Source organism: Streptomyces sp. AP-93 (assembly GCF_022808175.1).
Taxonomy (GTDB): domain Bacteria; phylum Actinomycetota; class Actinomycetes; order Streptomycetales; family Streptomycetaceae; genus Streptomyces.
The window spans coordinates 195154-216869 of sequence record NZ_JALGBX010000010.1 but is presented as its reverse complement, the minus strand read 5'-3'; the positions used below and the strand labels follow the sequence as shown (position 1 = coordinate 216869).

Here is a 21716-nt window from a genome sequence, read left to right as displayed (position 1 = left end):
GGCACCCTCCTTGGCCCCATAGCCGTGCACGGGCCAACCAGCGTCCGGAGGGACGTGTTCACACGGGCCGTCGGCAAGCCGGTCGGCACCAGGGCACGAAGACGATTGGCATGGATTCCGAGGATAACTCGGGACCACTACGCCAATCAGAGACGCTAGCCGCCCCCTCTGACAGCTGTCACTCGACGGTCTGTCGGCCCTCCGGGCGGGCACTGCAGGCGCTGCGGAATGAGCAGCGCTTGCAATGCTCGCCGAGGACGGGCGCGAAGCGCTCGTCGAGGACCCGGCCGGCTGCGGTGGCGAGCAGGTCGCCGACCCATTCGCCGGGGGCGCCGCCCTCCAGGGCCTGCTGCGCCTGGATCTTGGGCACCGTGTCGCCGCCGTCGCGCTGGGCGGCGCCCTGGCGCAGCTGCACGAGTTCGGCGCCGCCCGGTGCGGGGCGCAGGCCGTCGAAGACCTCGTCGACGGCGCCCTCGCGCACGGCGAGCTGGTACACGGCGAGCTGCGGGTGGCGTTCGACCTCCTTGGCGGTCGGCGCGCCCTTGCCGGTCTTGAAGTCGACGACGTACGCGCGGCCCTGCGCGTCCGCCTCGACGCGGTCCATGGAGCCGCGTACCCGGACGGCGTACTCCCCCGCTTCGAGGGTGACGTCGAAGTCGTGCTCGGTGGCCACGGCCGCCCGGCCCCCGCGGTCGGTGGTGTGCCAGCGCAGGAAGCGTTCCAGGGCGGCGCGGGCGTTGTCCTTCTCCTGGCGGGACTTCCAGGGGGCGTCGAAGGCGAGCGAGTCCCAGACGGAGTCGAGGCGTTCCATGAGGACGGCGAGGTCGGCGGGGGTGCGGCCGGAGGCGACCTCGTCGGCGAGGACGTGGACGACGTTGCCGAAGCCCTGGGCGGCGGTGGAGGGGGCGTCGGCCTTGACCTCGCGGCCCAGGAACCACTGGAGGGAGCAGGTGTTGGCGAGCTGCTCCAGGGCGGAGCCGGACAGGGCGACCGGGTGGTCGCGGTCGCGCAGCGGGACGCTGCTGCGGGTGGGCTCGTACAGCCCCCACCAGCGCTGCGGGTGCGCGGCGGGGACGAGGGGGCGGTCCTCGTCGTCGGTGAGCACGGCGAGCCGGGCGAGGCGCCGGGCGGCGGCGTCGCGCAGTGCGGGCGAGGCGTCGGGGTCGACGGTGGTGGAGCGGAGTTCCGCGACGAGCGCGGGGACCGCGAGGGGGCGGCGGGGGCGGCCGGTGACGTCCTTGACGGGGACGCCGAGCTCGGTGAGGAGGCGGGAGGGCTGATCGCCGTCCTCGGCGGGGGCCTTGACGGCGGTGACGACGAGGCGCTCGCGGGCGCGGGTGGCGGCGACGTAGAAGAGGCGGCGCTCCTCGGCGAGGAGCGCGCCGGGGGTGAGGGGTTCGGCGAGGCCGTCGCGGCCGATGCGGTCGGCTTCGAGGAGGGAGCCGCGGCGGCGCAGGTCGGGCCAGAGCCCTTCCTGCACGCCCGCGACGAGGACGAGTCCCCACTCCAGGCCCTTGGAGCGGTGCGCGGTCATGAGGCGGACGGCTTCGCGGCGGGTGGCGCGGGGGGTGAGGGTGTCTCCGGCGATGTCCTCGGCTTCAAGCTGTTCGAGGAAGTTGAGGGCGCCGCGGCCGCCGGTACGTTCCTCCGCGCGGGCGGCGGTGTCGAAGAGCGCGCAGACGGCGTCGAGGTCGCGGTCGGCGTTGCGGCCCGCGGGGCCGCCGCGGCGGGCGCTGCGTTCGAGGCGCTGCGGCCAGGGAGTGCCGTCCCAGAGGGTCCACAGGACCTCCTCGGCGGTGCCGCCGCCGGCGAGGAGCTCGCGGGCCTTGCGCAGCAGCAGGCCGAGGCGTTGCGCTCCGCGGGCGTAGGCGGGGTCGTGGGCGACGAGCCGCTCGGGCTCTGCGAGGGCGCGGGCGAGGAGGACGTCGGAGGGCGCGGGGGTGCGGACCCCGGCGGCCCGCTCCTCGTCGCGCAGGGCGCGGCCGAGGCGGCGCAGGTCGGCGGCGTCCATCCCGCCGAGCGGCGAGGACAGCAGCACGAGCGCGGCCTCGACCCCGATCCACGCTTCGCCTGCGGCGGGCTCGTCGGCGGAGGCGCTCGCGGCGTCCGCCGGGGCCGGCCGGTCGACGCCGACTTCCGCGGCGGCGGGTGAGGTGTCCTCACGGGCAGGCCCGCCCGCCGCGGCGCCTGCGGCGCCGGAAGGAACCCCGACTCCGTCGGACAGGTCGGCCGGTGCCGCGTCCGGGTTGCCGGCGGAGCCGGGCAGACCGGTGCCGTCTCCGGCGGCGGGGGAAGTCCCCCGCCCACCCGCCCCAGAGTTGCGAGCGGGCTCTCCCGCACCGGCGCCTGCGGCGCCCGAAGGAACCCCGACTCCGTCGGACAGGTCGGCCGGTGCCGCGTCCGGGATGCCGGCGGAGCCGGACAGACCCGCTGCGGGAGCAGGCTCGCGCACACCGGCGCCTGCGGCGCCGGACGCAGCCTCGACTCCGGCGGACGGCTCGCCCTCGGCCCCGGCCGGGTCACCGGCGGAGCCGGGCACGGCCTCCGGGCCGGACGGCTCGGTGCCGCCTCCGGCGGCCGAGTTGGTGCCCCGACCGTCCGGCTCGGCGATGCCGGCGGGCTCGCTCGCGTCGGCGCCCTCGGCGCCGGGGAGTTCAGCCTCGGCCGGGGCCTCGGCGAAAGCCGGGACGTCTGAACCGAACGGGGCCTCGGCGGAGGTCGGGGCGTCTGGGGCGGGTGGGGTCGGCCGTGAGGGGTTTGCGGTGTTCGGGGTGGTGGATTCGGCGAGGGTGCGCAGGGCCGTGAGGAGGGGGGCTATGGCCGGCTCGTGGCGGAGGGGGGCGTCCGTGCCGTCCGTTTCGGCCGGGACTCCCGCCGCGATCAGGGCGCGGCGCATCTGCGGCAGGGTGCGGCCGCCCGCGCGGACCAGGACGGCCATGTCCTGCCACGGCACGCCCTCCTCCAGGTGGGCCCGGCGCAGGATGTCGGCGATGTTGTCCAGTTCCGCGCCGGCCGTGGGGTAGGTGAACACCTCGACCCGGCCGCCCTCGCGCGTCGACGCGAGCGCGCGGTGGGCCCGTACCGCCGCCGAGGGCAGGCGCGGCACCTGCATGCGGGTGGTCAGGTGCCGGGTGGCGGTGAGGAGGACCGAAGCCGAGCGGCGGGAGACCGTCAGGGCGCGGACCTCCGCTCCGGGGAAGGAGGTTTCGAAGTCCAGGATGTTGTTGATGTCCGCGCCGCGGAAGGCGTAGATCGACTGGTCGGGGTCGCCGAAGGCGGTCAGCCGCCCGGCGGGGCCGGCCAGTGCGCGCAGCAGGCGCAGCTGCGAGGCGTCCGTGTCCTGGTACTCGTCCACGTAGATCACGTCGTACGTGGACGAGAGTGACGGGGTGCGCTCCGCGAGGAGCACCGCGCGGTGGAGGAGTTCCGCGTAGTCCAGGGTGCCCTGGAGGTCCAGGACGTCCAGGTATTCGGCGAGGAAGGCCGCCGCCGCCTTCCAGTCGGGCCGGCCGAGGCGGGTCGCGAAGTCGGAGAGGGCCTGCGGCCCCAGCCCGAGCTCGCGGGCGCGGGCGAGCACCGCGCGAACCTCGTCCGCGAAGCCCCGCGTGGTCAGTGCGGCCCGCAGGTCGTCCGGCCAGCGGATCGAGCGGATCCGGCGCTGGCCCTCCAGCAGGGTGCGGACCATGACGTCCTGCTCCGGGCCGGAGAGGAGTCGCAGCGGGTCCGCGAAGAGTTCCGCGTCCTGGTGGGCGCGGACCAGTCCGTAACAGAAGGAGTGGAAGGTGGTGGCCTGCGGGGCGCGCGCCCCGCCGAGCCGCAGGGCGGTCCGGTCGCGCAGTTCCACCGCGGCCTTGCGGCTGAAGGTGAGGATCAGGATGCGGGCGGGGTCGGTCCCGGCCTCGACGCGGGCCGCGACCGCTTCCACCAGTGTGGTGGTCTTTCCGGTGCCGGGTCCGGCCAGGACCAGCAGCGGTCCGCCGGTGTGCTCAACCACCGCCCGCTGCGCTGCGTCCAGCACAGGGGGATCCACCCGCTCCGCACCGGTACGCACCAGGCGGTACGCGTCCGGGGTCCGCGTACGCCGCCGCTCGGTGCGGTGGCCGTCGGAGGAAGAGGTGTTCACGTGGGGTGCCGGTCCTGGTGGGTCTGCCGTTGCGGCGGTCGCTGCCGCAGCGGTTGCTGCTGCTCCTGTGGTGACGTCTCGGGCAGTGGCCGAAGCCGGAGCCGAGGCGGTGGCCCGAGCCGAAGCCGAAGCCGAAGAGGCAACGCTACGGCAAGGCGTGCGGCGGGCGCAGTTTCCCCGGGACTCCGGCCCTCGCTCCGGTCCTCACTGCCATCCGGTCCCGCCCATCCCCCGTACGGGGCTTCGCACGTCTCTTCGACCGCCCCTCCGGGCCGCACATGGCCGAAGCTGTCACATGTGACCTTCGTCCCGCGCCGTGTCCCCGCCGTACCCGTCCCAGCGTGCCCGCCGCATGTCGAGCCGCGGTTCGCCGTCGCCGGTGAGCCGCAGCGGGGTGGCCTCGGCCCGGTAGTTCTCCAGCGCCCGCCGCTCGCTGCCGGGCAGCGGACGGCCGTCCGCCCGCACCACGCGCCACCAGGGCACGGCTCCGCCGTACAGCGCCATGACGCGGCCCACTTGACGGGGCCCGCCCTCGCCGAGCCACTCCGCGATGTCGCCGTACGTCATCACCCGGCCGGGCGGAATCCGCTCGGCCGCCTCCAGCACCCGCTCCGCGTACGCCGGCAGCTCTTCGCTCATTCGGCCCATGGTGCCGCACCGGACCGGCAGGGGAGCGGCAAGCGCGTGGAAGCCGGTGTTCCGGACCGGCTCGCACCCTGCTGCCCCCTGCGGCCGTCGGTCCGTGCCACCATCTTCCGGGCGGTGACGCGTGATACGTGATCAAGAAGAGACGGAAGTGACGGGAAAGGAGCAGGGTGTGAGTCCTCCGGACGGCGCGGCGGCGAACGACGGCGCGCGCCCAGACGAAGGCCCGCCACAGGGTCGCGAGGACAACCACGCGGACCTGCCGCAGGCTCCGCCTCATGCCCCGGTCCCGGACCGGACCCCGGCCCCGGACCCGACCCCGACCCCGGCCCCGGCCCCGGCCCCCGAGGACGTCGAGACCCCGCACGGCCACACCCCGACAGCCGCCGATCAGGTCGAGGTCGACGAGCCGCTGCTCGCCGCCCGCGTGCACCGCCCCTCCGACCTCGTACGCCTCCTCGTCGGGATCCTCGGCATCGCCCTGGTCCTCGGCATCGCCGCCTTCGCCCACGGCACCACCGCGGGTCTGGAGGCCGACATCAGCAACGGCACCGGGCAGGCGCCCGACATGCTGATCAAGGTCGCCGGGCTGGTGTCCAGCATCGCCGTGCTCCTGGTCCCCGTGGCCTTCGCCATCGAGCGGCTGATCAAGCGCGACGGACTGCGCATCGCGGACGGCGTGCTCGCCGCCGTCCTCGCGCACGGGGTCACCCTCGCCACCGACCTCTGGGTCGCCCAGGCCGCGCCCGTGACCATCCAGGAGGCCCTCACCCGCCCCACCATGGCCGACGGGGCCCTCACCGATCCGGTGCACGGCTACCTCGCGCCCGTGATCGCGTACATGACCGCCGTCGGGATGACCCGGCGTCCCCGCTGGCGCGTCGCCCTGTGGGTGGTCCTGCTGCTGGACGCCTTCGCGATGCTGGTCGGCGGCTACACCACCCCCTTCTCGATCATCCTGACCGTGCTGATCGGCTGGAGCGTCGCGTACGGAACCCTGTACGCGGTCGGCTCGCCGAACGTCCGGCCCACCGGGCAGAACCTCCTCGCGGGACTGCGCCGGGTCGGCTTCCAGCCGGTCAGCGCGATGCGCGCCGAGTCCCCGGAGGGTCCCGACAGCACCGAGGTCAGCGACCGGGGGCGGCGCTACCACGTCACCCTGGAAGAGGGCCCACCGCTCGACGTCACCGTCGTGGACCGGGAGCAGCAGGCCCAGGGCTTCTACTACCGGGTCTGGCGCCGCCTCACGCTGCGCGGGATCACCACCCGGCGCAGTCTGCAGTCCCTGCGCCAGGCGCTGGAGCAGGAAGCGCTGCTCGCGTACGCGGCCATCGCCGCCGGAGCCAACGCGCCCAAGCTCATCGCCACCTCCGAGCTGGGCCCGGACGCCGTGATGCTCGTCTACGAGCACCTGGGCGGCCGGAGCCTGGACCAGCTGGCCGACGAGGAGATCACCGACGAGCTGAGCCGCAACGCCTGGCAGCAGGTACGGGCCCTGCAGTCCCGGCGGATCGCGCACCGGCGGCTGACCGGGGACGCGCTCGTGGTGGATCGTTCCGGCAGCGGCAGCGGCATCGGTAGCGCCGGCGGTGGCGCCGGCGGTGGCGCCGGCGGCGGCTCCGCGGCGGGCACCATCACCCTGACCGACCTGCGCGGCGGCGAGATCGCGGCCGGCGACCTCGTGCTGCGCATGGACATCGCGCAGTTGCTCACCACCCTCGGCCTGCGGGTCGGCGCCGAGCGCTCGGTCGCCTCGGCGGTATCGGTGCTCGGCCCGGACGCGGTGGCGGACTGCCTGCCGCTGCTCCAGCCGATCGCGCTGAGCCGCTCCACCCGGGCGACGCTGCGCAAGCTGGCGCGGGAGCGGGCGGACCGCGAGCGGGAAGCCGTACTGGAGTCCTCGCGGGCGGCGAAGGCGGCGCGGGAAGCCGCCTCCGGGTCGGCCGGATCGCGCTCCACCGCCGAGAAGAAGGCCGAGAAGAGGGCCCTGGACGACGCGCTCGACGGGGCCCGCGAGGAGGATCTGCTGAGCCAGATCCGCCAGCAGGTGCTGCTGATCCGTCCGCAGGCACCGGTGGAGCCGGCCCGGCTGGAGCGGATCCGGCCGCGCACGCTGGTGTCGTTCATCGCGGGAGCGATCGGCGCGTACTTCCTGCTGACCCAGATCACGCACGTCGATTTCGGGACGCTCGTCGACCAGGCGCAGTGGGGCTGGGTCGGGGTGGCGTTCGCCTTCTCCGCGCTCAGCTATTTCGCGGCGGCGATGAGCCTGCTGGGCTTCGTGCCCGAGCGGGTGCCGTTCCTGCGGACCGTACTGGCCCAGGTCGCCGGATCCTTCGTGAAACTGGTGGCTCCGGCGGCGGTCGGCGGTGTCGCGCTGAACACCCGCTTCCTCCAGCGGGCCGGCATCCGGCCGGGGCTCGCGGTGGCCAGCGTGGGCGCCTCGCAGCTCTTCGGACTGGCGAGCCACATCCTGCTGCTGCTGTCCTTCGGCTATCTGACGGGGACCGAGAAGACCCCCGAGATGACCCCGTCGAGGACGGTCATCGCCGGTCTGCTGACGGTGGCCGTGCTGGTGCTGGTGGTCACGGCCGTGCCGTTCCTGCGGAAGTTCGTGGCGACCCGGGTGCGGGCCCTGTTCGCGGGAGTGGTCCCGCGCATGCTGGACGTGCTCCAGCGGCCGCAGAAGCTGCTGACCGGCATCGGCGGGATGCTGCTGCTGACGGGCTGCTTCGTGATGTGCCTGGATGCCTCGATCCGCGCCTTCGGGGGCGGCGAGGACATCAGCTACGCGAGCATCGCGGTGGTCTTCCTGGCCGGCAACGCCCTGGGCTCGGCCGCGCCGACACCGGGCGGCATCGGCGCGGTGGAGGCCACTCTGACGCTGGGCCTGATCGCGGCGGGACTGGACGGCCAGGTGGCGGGCGCCGCGGTGCTGATGTTCCGGCTGATGACGTTCTGGCTGCCGGTGCTGCCGGGCTGGATCTCCTTCAACTTCCTGACGCGCAAGGAAGCGATCTAAATCCCCTGGAGTCCGTTCAGCCGCCCTGCCTAGGCTGGCCGGATGAACGGAATACGGGTCGTGACCGACCAGGGCGAGTGGCGGGACGGCTTCGAGGAGCGGGTACGGGCCGGGTACCGGGCCGCAGGGTGCTCGGAACCCCTCTCCGGGGCCCTGCTGGAGCGGGCGCTGAAGGGCGTCGACGGCTGGACGGTGGCCACGGACGGCGCCGGATGGATCGCGGTCGGGGTGTCCGAGGACAACGGAGCCGCCGTGGGCCGGATCCACGACCTGACGGCGGAGCCGGGGCCGGCCGCGGCGGCGGCCCGCGATTGGGCCGAGCGCTGGTGCGCCGAGCGGGGCGCCGGGCGGGTGGAGGTCCGGCTCACGGGCGCCGCCAACGGTTCGCACGCGCTCTTCGCCGGCTATCCCGTGCGGGGCCAGAGCCGGATGCGGGCCGCCGCCGAAGGTCCGGCCCTGCCGCCGGGCCTCGCCGTCCGCCCGCTCACCGAGGACGAGTACCCCGGCTGGTACGCCGGCGAGGAGGCCGCGTACGTGGCGGACATCGTCCGGGCCGGAGCCCTGACCCCGGAGCAGGCCAAGGCGAAGTCCGACCAGGACTTCGCCCAGTCCCTCCCGCAGGGCTACCGCACCCCCGGGCACGCCTTCTACGCGATGGAGGCCGACGGGCAGGTGATCGGCACGGGCTGGGTGAACCACGGCTACCTGCCCGGCGTCACCTTCGGCTTCTCCCTGGAGGTGTACGAGGAGCACCGCGGCAAGGGCTACGGCCGGGCCGCGATGGCCGTCGGCGAGTGGGCCACCCGGCAGGGCGGCGACGAGGCGCTGATGTTCAACGTGTTCGGCGGCAACGAGGTGGCGATGAGCCTGTACGACCGCACGGGCTTCGCCGTCCTGGACGAGTTCCGCTCGCTCCCCCTCTGAACCCGCTCCCCCTCTGAGCGCCCCGCGGACCCTCAGAAGACCAACACACGGTCTGGCTGCCGGTGCTGCCGCACGGATCAGGGGGACGGCTCGGGGGCGGGTCTCGCGGCCCCGGCCGGTTCCGCCCGAGTACCGGCGTCCGTCTCCGTTGCCCCTGCGCGGTGCGCGAGCCGCCCGCGCAGTGCGACGGCGGAGGCGGCCAGCAGGGCCGCGACCGGGGCGCCGTACATGGCGTGCGGGAGCCCGCGCAGGACGACCATCTCGCGCAGCGCCCAGGTCGCCCCGAGCGGCGTGGACCCTCCCGCGGCGACGTCGGTGAGTCCGGTGACGACGGCCACGCAGACGATGCTCCCGACCGTGTACCCGGCCGCGACGGACAGCGCCGTACGCATCACGGGCGGCAGAGCGCCCACGAGCCCCCGGACGTAGAAGTGCACCGCGAAGGCGCTCGCCCCGAACGTCGACGTGCCGTACGCCGCGAGCAGCCAGCCGAACAGGGAACTGCCCACGGCGAGGTCCCGGAACGGCATGGTGTGCGAGACCGAGCCGCTCAGGAGGCGCACGCACATCGCTTCCTCCTTGGCGGTTCCCGGATCGCACCAGAGCTCGGCGAACGGGGTGAGCACGGTGCCGGGGAGGTCAACGGCCAGGGCCAGCAGCACGATGACCGATACGGCGGTGGCGAGCAGCGAGCCGCCGATCCGGGCCGGGAGCCCGTCGAGGACGGCCAGGGCGCGCCGGGCCCGTCCGCCCGCCCGCCGGGGGGTCGGCGCGGCCGGCTTCGTGTCGACGTGCGCGAGCACCACCGCGCATCCGGCAGCGAATCCGCCCACCAGGCCGAGGAGCAGGGCATGGCCGGCCCACCGGTGGGCGTCGTCGAGCAGCAAGAGGGCCTCGTCCCCGCGCAGCGCCGGTTCGGAGGCCAGTCTCCCGGCCCTGCTGATTGCCAGGGCCACCAGGTTCACGACCGGGGCGAGCAGCGGGTACACCAGCTGGAGGGCGGGGACCAGGGCTGCGGCGTCATCAGACGGGCGGTCCGGGTCCTCGGCCGCGACGGCCCGGAGGAGGAGGGTGACCAGCGCGCTCAGCACGCCGATGAAGGCCAGGGTCCACAGGGCTTCCGTGCCCGCCGCCTCCCATGCGGCCCGCCCGTCCATCCGCAGGCTCGGCGAGACGAGCAGGAGCCGGGCGGAGACCCAGATCCCGCGCGTCTCGGGGACCCATCCCTGCGCGTCCGCCCACCGGACCACGGGCGGCAGCACCCCGACGCAATGGACGGCCGCCATGGCCAGGGCGGCCACGGTCACCGGCGCGTGCGGGGCCCGGAGCCGACCCGTCACGGCGTCGGCGCCGAAGCGGCGGACCCGCCGGCGGAGACGCGGAAGGGACGGCCCTGGTCGGTGAGCTGGGTCGTGTGCAGCCTCTCGCCGTCCCACCACGTGAGCGTGGCCTGCCATTCCGTGTAGTGCGCGAGGGTGCGGCCGACCAGCTGCATGGCGAAGTAGCTGTCCTTCCGGAGCTCGTAGGGCAGCGTGAGCTCCTCCCCCATGCCCTTCGCACGGGCCGCGGCCTGCTGTGGGCTGGACTGGAGGTAGCGGTACGAGACGGGAACGCCGACGGGCAGGGTGTCGAGGTCCACGTACAGCAGGGGGATGCTGTCGCCACCGCATGCGGCGCCCGTGGTCACCGCCCAGGGCAGGGGGGCGCCGCGCCGTTTCACCGTGATGGTGAAGTCCCGCAGCTGGACGCTGCCGCCCTTGTTTCCGTAGACCGAGATCCGGCTCCCCACCGCTGACTGGTGGGTGACCCAGCCCTCGCGCACCCATCGGTCCAGCGATCGGCGGCCGTCGGCCGTCATGTTCGCGCTGAGCGATGCGCGCAGCTCCTCGTGGCTGGGGGCGACGAACCAGCCGACGTGGCAAGGATCGTTGTCGGGGCTGGCGATCACGGTCAGGGGATCCCCCCCGAGCACCGCTTCGTACCCTGCCTTCACGACGGGGGTCAGCAACGGTACGAGTGCCAGGGCCAGCCCCGCGGCGGCGATCCTGTTGGCGAGGCTCGCGGCGGCGAACCGCTGCCGCCAGCGCCGCATCCGCCCCGGGGGCCTGGGGTCCGGCTCCGCCGCTGGCGGGACTGCCGCCGTGTGCGTGACCTCCGCCGTAGGTACGGCCTCCGCCACGGGCGCGACCGTCACCGTGGAACCGGCTTCGACCGTGGCGGTGTCCGCCGTCCCGCCCGTACCCCCCGGCTCCGCCCCCGGCCCGGCCGGCGCCACGGTGCCCCCCACCGGACCCGGCCCGCCCCCGAGCCCGTCCTCGCCGAATCCGGCCGCCATGGATCGCCCCCCGATTCAAGAATCCCCCAACTCGGTGAAAATATCCGAGCGTTGAATACCTAACCAGTGGGTTGCGGGGTTCAGAACACCAGCAGCAGCGAAGCCAGCAGAACCGCCGACCCGACGATTTCGACGGCTCCGACCACCGGGACGTTCACCCCCCACCCGGGGAGTACGGCGGCCCGGGCCAGGTAGGCCGCGAAGGGGATCGCCAGCCAGGGGGAGAGGCAGGCGGCGAGGGCGGTGGCCGCTGCGTGGTAGGTCACCGAACCGCGGTAGTACGTACGGGAGTTCCGCTCCCTGATCATCGTCTTCACGTACGGGACCGTGCCCGCGAAGTACAGCAGGCAGGCGGCGGCCGGCGCCCAGGGCAGGCCGCCGCCGCCCAGCCGCGCCGCCACCAGCAGCATCCCGCACGCCGGGACCACCGCGGCCAGCCCGTTGGCCAGGGACCGTTCGCGGTTCTGCCGCGCGTACCAGGAGTTCGCGGCCACGAAGGGCGTCGCCGCCGCGCCCGCGAGCAGCAGCCAGGGGTGGAGCACCGCGAGCGGGATCCCCGCCAGGGCGGTCGCCGCGGCGAGGACTAGCGCCGGGCGGACGTGCCGCCGCGCCACCTCCGGGCGGCGTGCGGCGACCCGGCGCAGGCGCAGCCACTGCTGGGCGTGGAAGACCGCCGCGTAGCCGAGGAGCCAGGCCGCCAGGAGCAGCGCGTGCTGCCATCCGGGCCGCGGCGAGAGGAACGCACCCGCGAGGAAGGGCACCGTGAGCATCGCCCACGCCCCGTGCTGGTCCGGGATCCAGGAGGCCTTCTTCGGCGGCACGCTCCCCAGCCTTCCGGTAATTGGTATTCGGGCTCGTAATTTCGGGCCGCGGGGCGGAGTTGGACCTTTCCAGCGTGGCATCCACTCGGCCTGTGAAAGACCGGAATTAGGTCACGCCCGTACGGGACCTTTGTCATCGGATTCGCCTCCGCGCCGGGCGTAGCGTCGTGTCTGGGTCATCTTGCCCGGACCCCACGCACCGCCTTTATCCCGGCCTGGAGGTCGCCTTGCACGAGCGCCACGTACGCGACGCACGCCACGGACGCGACGTACGCGACGTACGCGACGGACACCAGAACGCCGCCGAATCGCTGATCAAGGCGGGCAGTTTCTTCAGGACCGCCGAGGTGTCCGACGACCTGCGGACCGTCCATCACACCGGCGGCCGCGCCGGGGAGGCCTTCTACCGCGACCGGTGGAGCCACGACAAGGTCGTGTACTCCACCCACGGCGTGAACTGCACCGGCTCCTGCCGGTGGAAGGTCTACGTCAAGGACGGGATCATCACCTGGGAGACCCAGTCCACCGACTACCCCTCCGTGGGCCCCGACAGCCCCGAGTACGAGCCCCGCGGCTGCCCGCGCGGCGCCTCGTTCTCCTGGTACTCCTACTCCCCCACCCGGGTGCGCTACCCGTACGTGCGCGGCGCCCTGCTGGAGATGTACCGCGAGGCCAAGGCGCGCCTCGGCGACCCGGTCGAGGCCTGGGCCGACGTCCAGTCCGACCCGGTCCGCCGGCGTACGTACCAGCAGGCGCGCGGCAAGGGCGGGCTGGTGCGGGCGACGTGGGAGGAGGCGACGGAGATCGTCGCCGCCGCGCACGTGCACACGATCAAGGAGCACGGTCCGGACCGGGTCGCCGGCTTCTCGCCGATCCCGGCGATGTCGATGGCCTCGCACGCGGCCGGCGCCCGTTTCCACTCGCTCATCGGTGCGCCGATGCTGTCCTTCTACGACTGGTACGCAGACCTCCCGGTCGCCTCCCCGCAGGTCTTCGGGGACCAGACGGACGTCCCGGAGTCGGGCGACTGGTGGGACGCGGCGTACCTGATGATGTGGGGCTCGAACGTCCCCGTCACGCGCACCCCGGACGCCCACTGGATGGCCGAGGCCCGCTACCGCGGCCAGAAGGTCGTCACCGTCTCCCCCGATTACGCGGACAACACCAAATTCGCCGACGAATGGATGCATCCGCACCCCGGTACGGACGGTGCGCTGGCCCTCGCGATGGGCCATGTCATCCTCAAGGAATTCTTCGTCGACCAGCAGACCCCCTTCTTCACGGATTACGTCCGCCAGTACACGGACCTGCCATTCCTGGTTTCCCTCACCGAAACCGAACAGGGCCTGGTTCCCGGCAAGTTCGTCACCGCCGCCGATCTCGGTCAAGACACCGAGAACGCGCAGTGGAAGACCGTGCTGATCGACGACACGACCGGCGAGGCCGTCGTCCCGAACGGCACGCTGGGCCACCGCTGGGGCAAGAACGAGAAGCCCGAGTGGAATCTCGAACTCGGCGACACCGTCCCGCGCCTGACCCTGCACGGCACCGCCGGCGAGAGCGTGGAGATCGTCCTCCCCCGCTTCGAGGACGACGAACAGGGCGTCGACGAGGACGGGAAGCCGCGCGGCACGATCCGCCGCGGTGTGCCCGTACGGCGACTGGGCGGCAAGCTCGTCACCACCGTCTTCGACCTGATGCTCGCCCAGTACGGCGTCGGTCGCGAGGGCCTGCCCGGCGTGTGGCCCACCGGCTACGAGGACGCGAGCGCTCCGGGCACCCCCGGCTGGCAGGAGTCGCTGACCTCGGTCCCGGCAGCCCAGGCGGCGCGCGTGGCACGGGAGTTCGCGCAGACCGCAGAGCAGTCCCGGGGCCGCTGCATGATCCTGATGGGCGCGGGCACGAACCACTGGTTCCACTCCGAGACCATCTACCGCTCCTTCCTGGCGCTGCTCACCCTCACCGGCTGTCAGGGCCGCAACGGCGGCGGCTGGGGCCACTACGTCGGCCAGGAGAAGTGCCGGCCGGTCACCGGCTGGGCGACGCTGGCCGCCGCCTCCGACTGGTCGCGCCCGCCGCGCCAGATGATCGGCGCGGCCTGGTTCTACCTGCACACCGACCAGTGGCGCTACGACACCCTGCCGGCCCAGGCGCTCGCCTCCCCGCTCGGTAGCGGCGCCTTCGCGGGCATGACGGGCTCGGACTGCCTCGCGGCGAGCACCCGGATGGGCTGGATGCCCTCGTACCCGACCTTCGACCGCAACCCGCTGGAGCTGGGCGAGGCGGCCGATCCCGTCGCCTCCGCCGTCGAGAAGCTCAAGAGCGGCGAGCTCGGCTTCGCCGGGGAGGACCCGGACGCCCCGCACAACTGGCCGCGCGTGCTGAACGTATGGCGGGCCAACCTGCTGGGCTCCAGCTCCAAGGGCAACGAGTACTTCCTGAAGCACCTCCTGGGCACCCACTCCAACCTGCCCGAGGACGGGCCGCGCTGCACGCCGAAGGACGTGACGTACCGGGAGGAGGACGTGGAGGGCAAGCTCGACCTGCTCATGTCCATGGACTTCCGGATGACGTCCACGACGCTGCTCTCCGACGTGGTGTTCCCGGCGGCCACCTGGTACGAGAAGCACGACCTGTCCTCCACTGACATGCACCCCTTCCTGCACGCCTTCACCCCGGCCGTGGACCCGCCGTGGCAGGCGCGCTCCGACTACGACGCCTTCAAGGGGCTGGCGGAGCGCTTCGGCGAGCTCGCCAGGACCCACCTGGGCGTGCGCAAGGACCTGGTCGCCACCGCCCTGCAGCACGACACCCCGGGCGGCGAGATGGCGCAGCCCGGCGGGGTCGCGCTGGACTGGTCGAAGGGCGAGTGCGAGCCCGTACCGGGCCGGACCATGTACAACCTGGCGGTCGTGGAGCGGGACTACGGGGCGGTCGGCGAGAAGTTCGCCGCGCTCGGCCCGCTCGTCGACAAGCTGGGCGTGACCACGAAGGCGGTCACCTTCGACGTGGCCGAGGAGGTGGCCTACCTCGGCGCGAAGAACGGCACGGTGCGCGGCGGCGTCGCCGACGGCCGCCCGCGCCTGGAGACCGCCCAGCAGGCCTGCGAGGCGATCCTCTCGCTCTCCGGCACCAGCAACGGCCGCCTCGCCACCCAGGGGTTCGAGACGCTGGAGAAGAAGGTCGGCACCCCGATGGCCCACCTGGCCGCCGAGGCCGAGGGCAAGCGGATCACCTTCGCCGACACCCAGGCCCGCCCCGTCCCGGTGATCACCTCGCCGGAGTGGTCGGGCTCCGAGTCCGGCGGGCGCCGGTACACGGCCTTCACGATCAACACCGAGCACCTCAAGCCCTGGCACACCCTCACCGGCCGCCAGCACTTCTTCATCGACCACGACTGGCTGCACGAGGTCGGGGAGTCCCTGCCCGTCTACAAGCCGCCGCTGAACATGCACACCCTGTACGGGGAGCCCGAGCTCGGCACGGTCGACGAGAAGGCGAAGTCGGTGGCCGTCCGGTACCTGACCCCGCACAACAAGTGGGCGATCCACAGCCAGTACCAGGACAACCTCTACATGATGACCCTGGGCCGCGGCGGCCAGACGGTGTGGATGTCCCCGCAGGACGCCGAGGCGATCGGGGCCCGGGACAACGACTGGATCGAGGCGGTCAACCGCAACGGCGTGATCACCGCCCGCGCGATCGTCTCCCACAAGATGCCGCCCGGCACGGTCTACATGAACCACGCGCAGGAGCGCACGGTCGGCGTCCCCAAGACGGAGAAGACCGGCCGCCGCGGCGGCATCCACAACTCGCTGACCCGGGTGATGCTCAAGCCCACCCACCTCATCGGCGGCTACGCCCAGCTGACCTGGGCCTTCAACTACCTCGGCCCGACCGGCAACCAGCGCGACGAGGTGACGGTCATCCGTCGCCGCGACCAGAAGGTGGAGTTCTAAGAGCATGCCCCCTCGCGAAGCGAAAATCGGCCGGGTCATGGCACAGGTCGCGATGGTCATGAACCTGGACAAGTGCATCGGCTGCCACACCTGCTCGGTCACCTGCAAGCAGGCGTGGACCAACCGGCAGGGTACCGAGTACGTCTGGTTCAACAACGTCGAGACCCTCCCCGGCCAGGGCTACCCGCGCCGCTGGGAGGACCAGGAGAAGTGGAAGGGCGGCTGGGAGCGCACCCGCTCCGGCAAGCTCCGCCTCAAGGCGGGCGGCCGCCTCGCCAAGCTGGGCAAGATCTTCGCGAACCCGGACCTGCCGGAGATCGACGACTACTACCAGCCCTGGACCTACGAGTACAAGAACCTCACCGAGGCCCCGGCGGGCGACGACATGCCCACCGCGCGGCCCGTCTCCCAGCTCACCGGCGAGCCCATCGACAAGATCGAGTGGGGTCCCAACTGGGACGACAACCTCGGCGGCGCTCCCACGCACGCCCCGCAGGACCCGATCATCGAGAAGATCCGCGACGAGGTCGGCGAGAAGATCCGCTTCGAGTTCGAGCAGAGCTTCATGTTCTACCTCCCGCGGATCTGCGAGCACTGCCTCAACCCCGCGTGCGTCTCCTCCTGCCCCTCCGGCGCGATGTACAAGCGCGAGGAGGACGGCATCGTCCTGGTCGACCAGGACCAGTGCCGCGGCTGGCGGATGTGCGTGACCGGATGCCCGTACAAGAAGGTGTACTTCAACCACCAGACCGGCAAGGCCGAGAAGTGCACGTTCTGCTTCCCGCGCATCGAGGTCGGCATGCCGACCGTGTGCTCGGAGACGTGCGTGGGCCGGATGCGCTACCTCGGCGTGATGCTCTACGACGCCGACAAGGTGACCGAGGCCGCCGCGGTCGAGGACGAGCACGACCTGTACCCCTCCCAGGTGGAGTGTTTCCTGGACCCCGCGGACCCGGCCGTGATCGCCGCCGCCCGCGCGGCCGGCATCACCGACGAGTGGCTCGACGCGGCCCGCAACTCCCCGGTCTACGACCTGATCGCCACCTACCAGGTCGCCCTCCCGCTCCACCCGGAGTACCGGACGATGCCGATGGTCTGGTACGTCCCGCCGCTGTCCCCCGTCGTCGAGGCGGTCGCCGCCACCGGCAGCGACGGCGAGGACGCCGGCAACCTCTTCGGCGCCATCGACGCCATGCGCATCCCCGTCGAGTACCTCGCCGCGGTGCTCACCGCCGGAGACACCGTGCCCGTGGAGGCGGTGCTGCGCCGGATGGCCGCGATGCGCGCCTACATGCGCCGCGTCAACCTGGGCGAGGAGCGGGACGAGTCGATCGCGCGGGCCGTCGGGCTGTCCGGGCAGGAGATGGAGGACATGTTCCGGCTCCTCGCCATCGCCAAGATCGAGGACCGCTTCGTGATCCCCAGCGCCGCCCGCGCCGAGGCCGACGCGCTGGCCGACTCCCACCCGCTGAGCGAGGCGGACCAGGGCTGTCCGGTCGGCGCCGTGCCCGAACCCCGGGTGATGCTCAACCTCGGTGATACCAGGAGGCGTTCGTGACCCGGGACCCGATGAGTGGCGATGCACTGGTACGTCTGGTCGCGGGCTGCGTACTGCAGTACCCCGGCGACTACTTCCACGACGAACTCCCGCGGCTCCGTGCGGCCCTCGCCGGGGCGCCCGCCGAACCGGCCCGACTCCTCGGGGCGTTCCTCGACGAGGCCGAGGTGCAGACCCCGATCGAGCTGTGCTCCCAGTACACCTCGACCTTCGACACCCGCAACCGGCGCTGCCTCTACCTCACCTGGTGGGTGGACGGGGACACCCGCCGGCGCGGGCTGTCCCTGGTCCGGCTGAAGCGGATCTACCGGGACTTCGGCCTGGAGTTCGCGGGCGAGGAGCTGCCCGACTTCCTGCCGGTGGCCCTGGAGTTCGCCGCCCGCGAGGAGGAGGCCGGCACCCGGCTCCTCCAGGAGCACCGGGCAGGGCTGGAGCTGCTGCGCCTGGCGCTCACCGAGTCCGGGTCCCCGTACGCCCGGATCCTGGAGGCCGTCTGCGCGACGCTGCCCGGGCCCTCCCCCGAGACCAAGGCGGAGGCGAAGGCCCTCGCGAAGAACGGGCCGCCGCAGGAGCTGGTGGGCGCGGGCTCGGCGCTCGAACCCTTCGGGCCGGGCCTCGACATGCCGGCCGACCTTCCCCTCGGGACCCCGACCGACCTTCCATGGCCCACGACGGCTCCCGCAACCGCTTCCGTCGCTTCCGTCGCTTCCGTCGCTTCCGTCGCTTCCGTCGCTTCCGAAAGGATGCCCGCCTGATGGACCTCCTCCTGTGGGGCGTACTGCCGTACGTCTCGATCGCCCTGCTGATCGCGGGCACGGTCTGGCGGGCCCGCTTCGACAAGTTCGGCTGGACCACGCACTCCTCGCAGCTGCACGAGTCGCGGCTGCTGCGCATCGGCTCGCCGCTCTTCCACTTCGGCATGCTCTTCGTGATCGTGGGCCACGTGGTCGGCCTGCTCGTCCCCAAGAGCTGGACCGACGCGGTGGGCCTGAGCGACCACGCCTACCACCTGATGGCGCTCTCCACCGGCACCATCGCGGGCGTCGCGGCCGCCGCCGGCATCGGGATCCTGGTCTACCGGCGCTTCAAGGTGCCTGCCGTGCGCAGGGCGACCCTGCGCAGCGACCACCTGATGTACTCGTTCCTGCTCGGCGCGATGATCCTCGGGCTGACGGCCACCCTGCTGAACTCGGCCGGAATGACGGACGGTTACAACTACCGCGACGGAATCTCCGTCTGGTTCCGCAGCCTGTTCACCTTCACCCCGGACTACCACCTTATGGCGGGCGCCCCGCTCGCCTTCAAAATCCACATCCTCTTCGGCTTCACACTGTTCGCGCTGATCCCGTACTCGCGCCTGGTGCACATGTTCTCGGTGCCGCTGAAGTACCTGTTCCGGCCGTACGTGGTCTACCGCAAGCGGGACCCGGAGCAGCTCGCCAACCGCCCGAGCAAGCGCGGCTGGGAGCGCGTCTCGTGAATCCCCGCCCCGGTCCCGTGAACCCCCGACCCGGTCCCGCGAATCCCCGTCCCGCCCACACGGTCGTGCGGAGCCCCCGTCACGCGGTCTCCGACCGGCCCTTCATCGTCATCTGGGAGGCCACCCGGGCCTGCCCGCTGGCCTGCCTGCACTGCCGGGCCGAGGCGCAGACCCTGCGCCACCCCGGGGAGCTCGACGGGGCGGACGCCCGCCGGGTGATGGACCAGATCGCGGCCTTCGGCAAGCCGAGCCCGCTCTTCGTGATCACCGGCGGGGACCCCTTCCAGCGCGCCGACCTCACCGACCTGGTGGCGTACGGGACCTCGCTCGGCCTGCGCGTCGCGGTCTCCCCCTCGGGTACGCCGACGCTGACCCGGGAGAACCTCGTAGCGGTCCGGGAAGCGGGGGCCATCGCGCTCTCGCTCTCCCTGGACGGTTCCACGGCCGAGCGCCACGACGCCTTCCGGGGCGTGTCCGGGGTCTACGACTGGACGCTGGAGGGCTGGCGGGCCGCCCGGGAGCTCGGGCTCAAGGTGCAGATCAACACCACGGTCACCCGCGACAGCCTGGAGGACCTGGCCGACATCGCGGCGCTGGTCAAGCGCGAGGGCGCGATGCTCTGGTCGGGCTTCGTCCTGGTCCCGACCGGGCGCGGGGAACAGCTGGACTCCCTGACCGCCGCCGAAATCGAGGACGTGCTGCACTTCCTGTACGACTGCGGGGCGGTGATGGCCACCAAGACGACGGAGGGCCACCACTTCCGGAGGGTCGTACTGCAGCGGACCGTCCTGGACGCGCGCGGCGAGCGGCCCGTCCTGGGCCCGCTCTACGAGCGCCTCTCGGCCCGCGCCCGCGAGCTGGGGGTCTTCGACGGGGAGCGGCGGGCCGTGCGCCGGCCGCCCATGGACGTGTCCTCGGGCCGGGGCTTCGTCTTCATCTCGCACACGGGCGAGGTGCACCCCAGCGGCTTCCTGCCCCTCTCGGCGGGCAACGTGAAGAACCACCCGCTGACCGAGATCTACCGGGGATCGGCGCTCTTCACCAAGCTCCGCGACCCCTCGCTGCTGCGCGGCAAGTGCGGAGCGTGCGAGTTCAAGACGGTGTGCGGCGGGTCGCGCTCCCGGGCCTACGGCTTCACGCGCGACGTGCTCGAAGCGGACCCGTACTGCGCGTACGAGCCCGGCAGCTTCCCCTATCAGGAGGACCTCAGGGCTCTGACCGAAAGCATGAGGCGCTGACCCACCCCGTTCCCATAAGTTTCATACGGGAACATATCGACCACGGCCTCGGGGCCACGGGAGAAAAAATGCGTTCAGTGATCGTCATCGGTGGCGGGATCAGCGGTCTGGCCGCCGCGTGGCAGTTGCGCGGCCAGGCCGATGTCACCGTCCTGGAGAGCCACGCCAAGGTCGGCGGGAAGCTCCGGACCGGCACCATCGCCGGCATCACCGTCGACGAGGGCGCGGAGTCCCTCATGGCCCTGCGTCCGGAGGCCGTGGAACTGGCCGCCGCCGTCGGACTCGGCGAGGCCCTCTGCGACCCCGCGAAGGCCGCCACCACCATCTGGACCAACGGCGCCCTGCGCCCACTGCCCGCCGGACACGTGATGGGCGTCCCCACCGACCCCTCCGCGCTGGCCGGCACCGGGCTGCTCTCCCCCGAGGGCGTCCGGCGCGTCGCCGCCGAGGAGACCCTTCCGGCCACCCCGCTCACCGAGGACTGCTCGGTCACCGAGTACCTGGCCGGCCGCTTCGGCCAGGAGGCCGTGGACCGGCTCGTCGAACCGATGCTGGGCGGCGTCTACGCCGGCCTCGCCGACCGGCTCTCGCTGCGCGCGGCCATGCCCCGGATCGCGGCCCTCGCCGAACAGGGCACCCCGCTCCTCCCGGCCCTGCGCCGGATGCGCGCGGCGGGCGCCCCCCGCTCGGGAGCCGTGGCCGTCCAGGGCGTCGTCGGCGGCACCGGGCGCTTCCCGGCGGCCGTGGCGGAAGCCTGCGGAGCGCGCATCCTCACCGGGACGACGGCCCGCTCGCTCCAGCGGGTCGCCGACGGCCGCTGGCGCGTCCAGGCGATGACCGGCGACGGCGCGCTGACGATGGAGGCCGACGCGGTGATCCTCGCGCTGCCCGCCTTCGCGGCGGCGGAGCTGCTGCGCCCGCACTCCCCGATCGCCGAGGCCGAGCTCTCCTCGATCCCGCACGCCTCGACGGCCGTCATCACCATGGCCTTCTCCCGCGCGCAAGCCCACTTCCTCCCCGAGGGCAACGGCTTCCTGGTCCCGCCGGTCGACGGCCACACCCTGAAGGCCGCCTCCTTCCTCTCCAACAAGTGGTCCTGGCTGCACGACGCGGCCCCCGAGACCTTCGTGCTCCGCGCCTCCATCGGCCGCATCGGCGAGGACGAGCTGCTCAGCCGCCCCGACCGCCACCTGGTCCGCTCGGCCATCGCCGAGCTCCATCGCGCGGTGGGCCCCATGGGCGAACCCCTGGCCACCCGCGTCACCCGCTGGGACCGGGGCCTGCCCCAGTACGGCGTCGGGCACCGCGAGCGCGTCGCCCGCATCCGGGAGGCCGCCGGCAAGCTGCCGGGCATCGCCCTGTGCGGAGCCGCGTACGAGGGCGTGGGCGTGGCCGCCTGCGTCGCGACGGGGCGCGCGGCGGCGAAGCAGGTCCTGGCCCAGCCGTAGGGCGCGGCCATGCGCGCGACCTGAGGGCTCGCAGTCTTCGTATCGGGCGGGTATCAGTGAACGCTCGGCTGTTCATCTGATCGGTGCGCGGGGCCGCGATGAAAGGAATGACTGCTTCCGCGGCCCTATCGTTCCTTCCAGGTACCCGTTCAGGTACCCGTCC

At 72.9% G+C, this 21716-nt stretch carries 13 protein-coding genes; 8 read left to right on the top strand and 5 right to left on the bottom strand.

The window, feature by feature from the left end; translation table 11 throughout:
- Positions 1-178 precede the first annotated feature (178 nt).
- On the bottom strand, positions 179-4123 hold the full coding sequence (locus MTF69_RS18800; RefSeq protein ID WP_243336043.1) for a UvrD-helicase domain-containing protein: 3945 nt from the start codon (positions 4121-4123) through the stop codon (positions 179-181).
- 291 nt (positions 4124-4414) lie between these two features.
- A complete protein-coding gene (locus MTF69_RS18795; protein WP_243336041.1) occupies positions 4415-4762 on the bottom strand; it encodes an MGMT family protein in 348 nt (115 codons plus the stop codon).
- A 178-nt stretch (positions 4763-4940) separates the two neighbouring features.
- On the opposite strand from MTF69_RS18795, the gene MTF69_RS18790 reads away from it, so the two are divergent.
- Both MTF69_RS18790 and MTF69_RS18785 read left to right on the top strand, forming a co-directional pair.
- On the top strand, positions 4941-7790 hold the full coding sequence (locus tag MTF69_RS18790; protein WP_374323329.1) for a YbhN family protein: 2850 nt from the start codon (positions 4941-4943) through the stop codon (positions 7788-7790).
- A gap of 42 nt (positions 7791-7832) precedes the next feature.
- Positions 7833-8714 (top strand): GNAT family N-acetyltransferase, encoded by an 882-nt coding sequence (locus tag MTF69_RS18785; protein ID WP_243336038.1) that lies wholly within the window; start codon positions 7833-7835, stop codon positions 8712-8714.
- A 77-nt stretch (positions 8715-8791) separates the two neighbouring features.
- Here MTF69_RS18785 and MTF69_RS18780 read toward each other — a convergent pair whose 3' ends face one another.
- The 3 genes from MTF69_RS18780 to MTF69_RS18770 form a co-directional block, all read right to left on the bottom strand.
- Positions 8792-10054 carry a hypothetical protein gene (locus tag MTF69_RS18780; protein ID WP_243336035.1) on the bottom strand — a complete coding sequence of 421 codons (1263 nt, stop codon included), beginning with the start codon at positions 10052-10054 and terminating at the stop codon, positions 8792-8794.
- On the bottom strand, positions 10051-11049 hold the full coding sequence (locus tag MTF69_RS18775) for a hypothetical protein (RefSeq protein WP_243336034.1): 999 nt from the start codon (positions 11047-11049) through the stop codon (positions 10051-10053). Before MTF69_RS18775 ends, MTF69_RS18780 begins: the two co-directional genes overlap by 4 nt.
- Before the next feature lie 80 nt (positions 11050-11129).
- Entirely contained in the window at positions 11130-11870 is a 741-nt protein-coding gene (locus tag MTF69_RS18770; protein ID WP_243336032.1) for a YwiC-like family protein, read from the bottom strand.
- A gap of 311 nt (positions 11871-12181) precedes the next feature.
- Here MTF69_RS18770 and MTF69_RS18765 point away from each other — a divergent pair, with 311 nt between their 5' ends.
- The 6 genes from MTF69_RS18765 (at position 12182) to hemG (ending at position 21553) form a co-directional block, all read left to right on the top strand.
- Positions 12182-15829, top strand: coding sequence for a nitrate reductase subunit alpha (locus MTF69_RS18765; protein ID WP_243336152.1), 3648 nt, complete (start codon positions 12182-12184; stop codon positions 15827-15829).
- Positions 15830-15833: 4 nt separating this feature from the next.
- Positions 15834-17387 (top strand): nitrate reductase subunit beta, encoded by a 1554-nt coding sequence (gene narH / locus MTF69_RS18760; protein WP_243336029.1) that lies wholly within the window; start codon positions 15834-15836, stop codon positions 17385-17387.
- The gene (narJ, locus tag MTF69_RS18755) at positions 17384-18142 is read left to right on the top strand and encodes a nitrate reductase molybdenum cofactor assembly chaperone (protein ID WP_243336027.1); all 759 of its coding nucleotides are present in this window, start codon (positions 17384-17386) and stop codon (positions 18140-18142) included. Before narH ends, narJ begins: the two co-directional genes overlap by 4 nt.
- The gene (gene narI / locus MTF69_RS18750; RefSeq protein ID WP_243336025.1) at positions 18142-18867 is read left to right on the top strand and encodes a respiratory nitrate reductase subunit gamma; all 726 of its coding nucleotides are present in this window, start codon (positions 18142-18144) and stop codon (positions 18865-18867) included. Before narJ ends, narI begins: the two co-directional genes overlap by 1 nt.
- Positions 18868-18932: 65 nt before the next feature.
- Positions 18933-20105, top strand: a complete 1173-nt coding sequence (locus tag MTF69_RS18745; protein WP_243336024.1) for a TIGR04053 family radical SAM/SPASM domain-containing protein — start codon at positions 18933-18935, stop codon at positions 20103-20105.
- Between the two features lie 68 nt (positions 20106-20173).
- A complete protein-coding gene (gene hemG, locus MTF69_RS18740) occupies positions 20174-21553 on the top strand; it encodes a protoporphyrinogen oxidase (protein WP_243336022.1) in 1380 nt (459 codons plus the stop codon).
- Positions 21554-21716 lie beyond the last annotated feature (163 nt).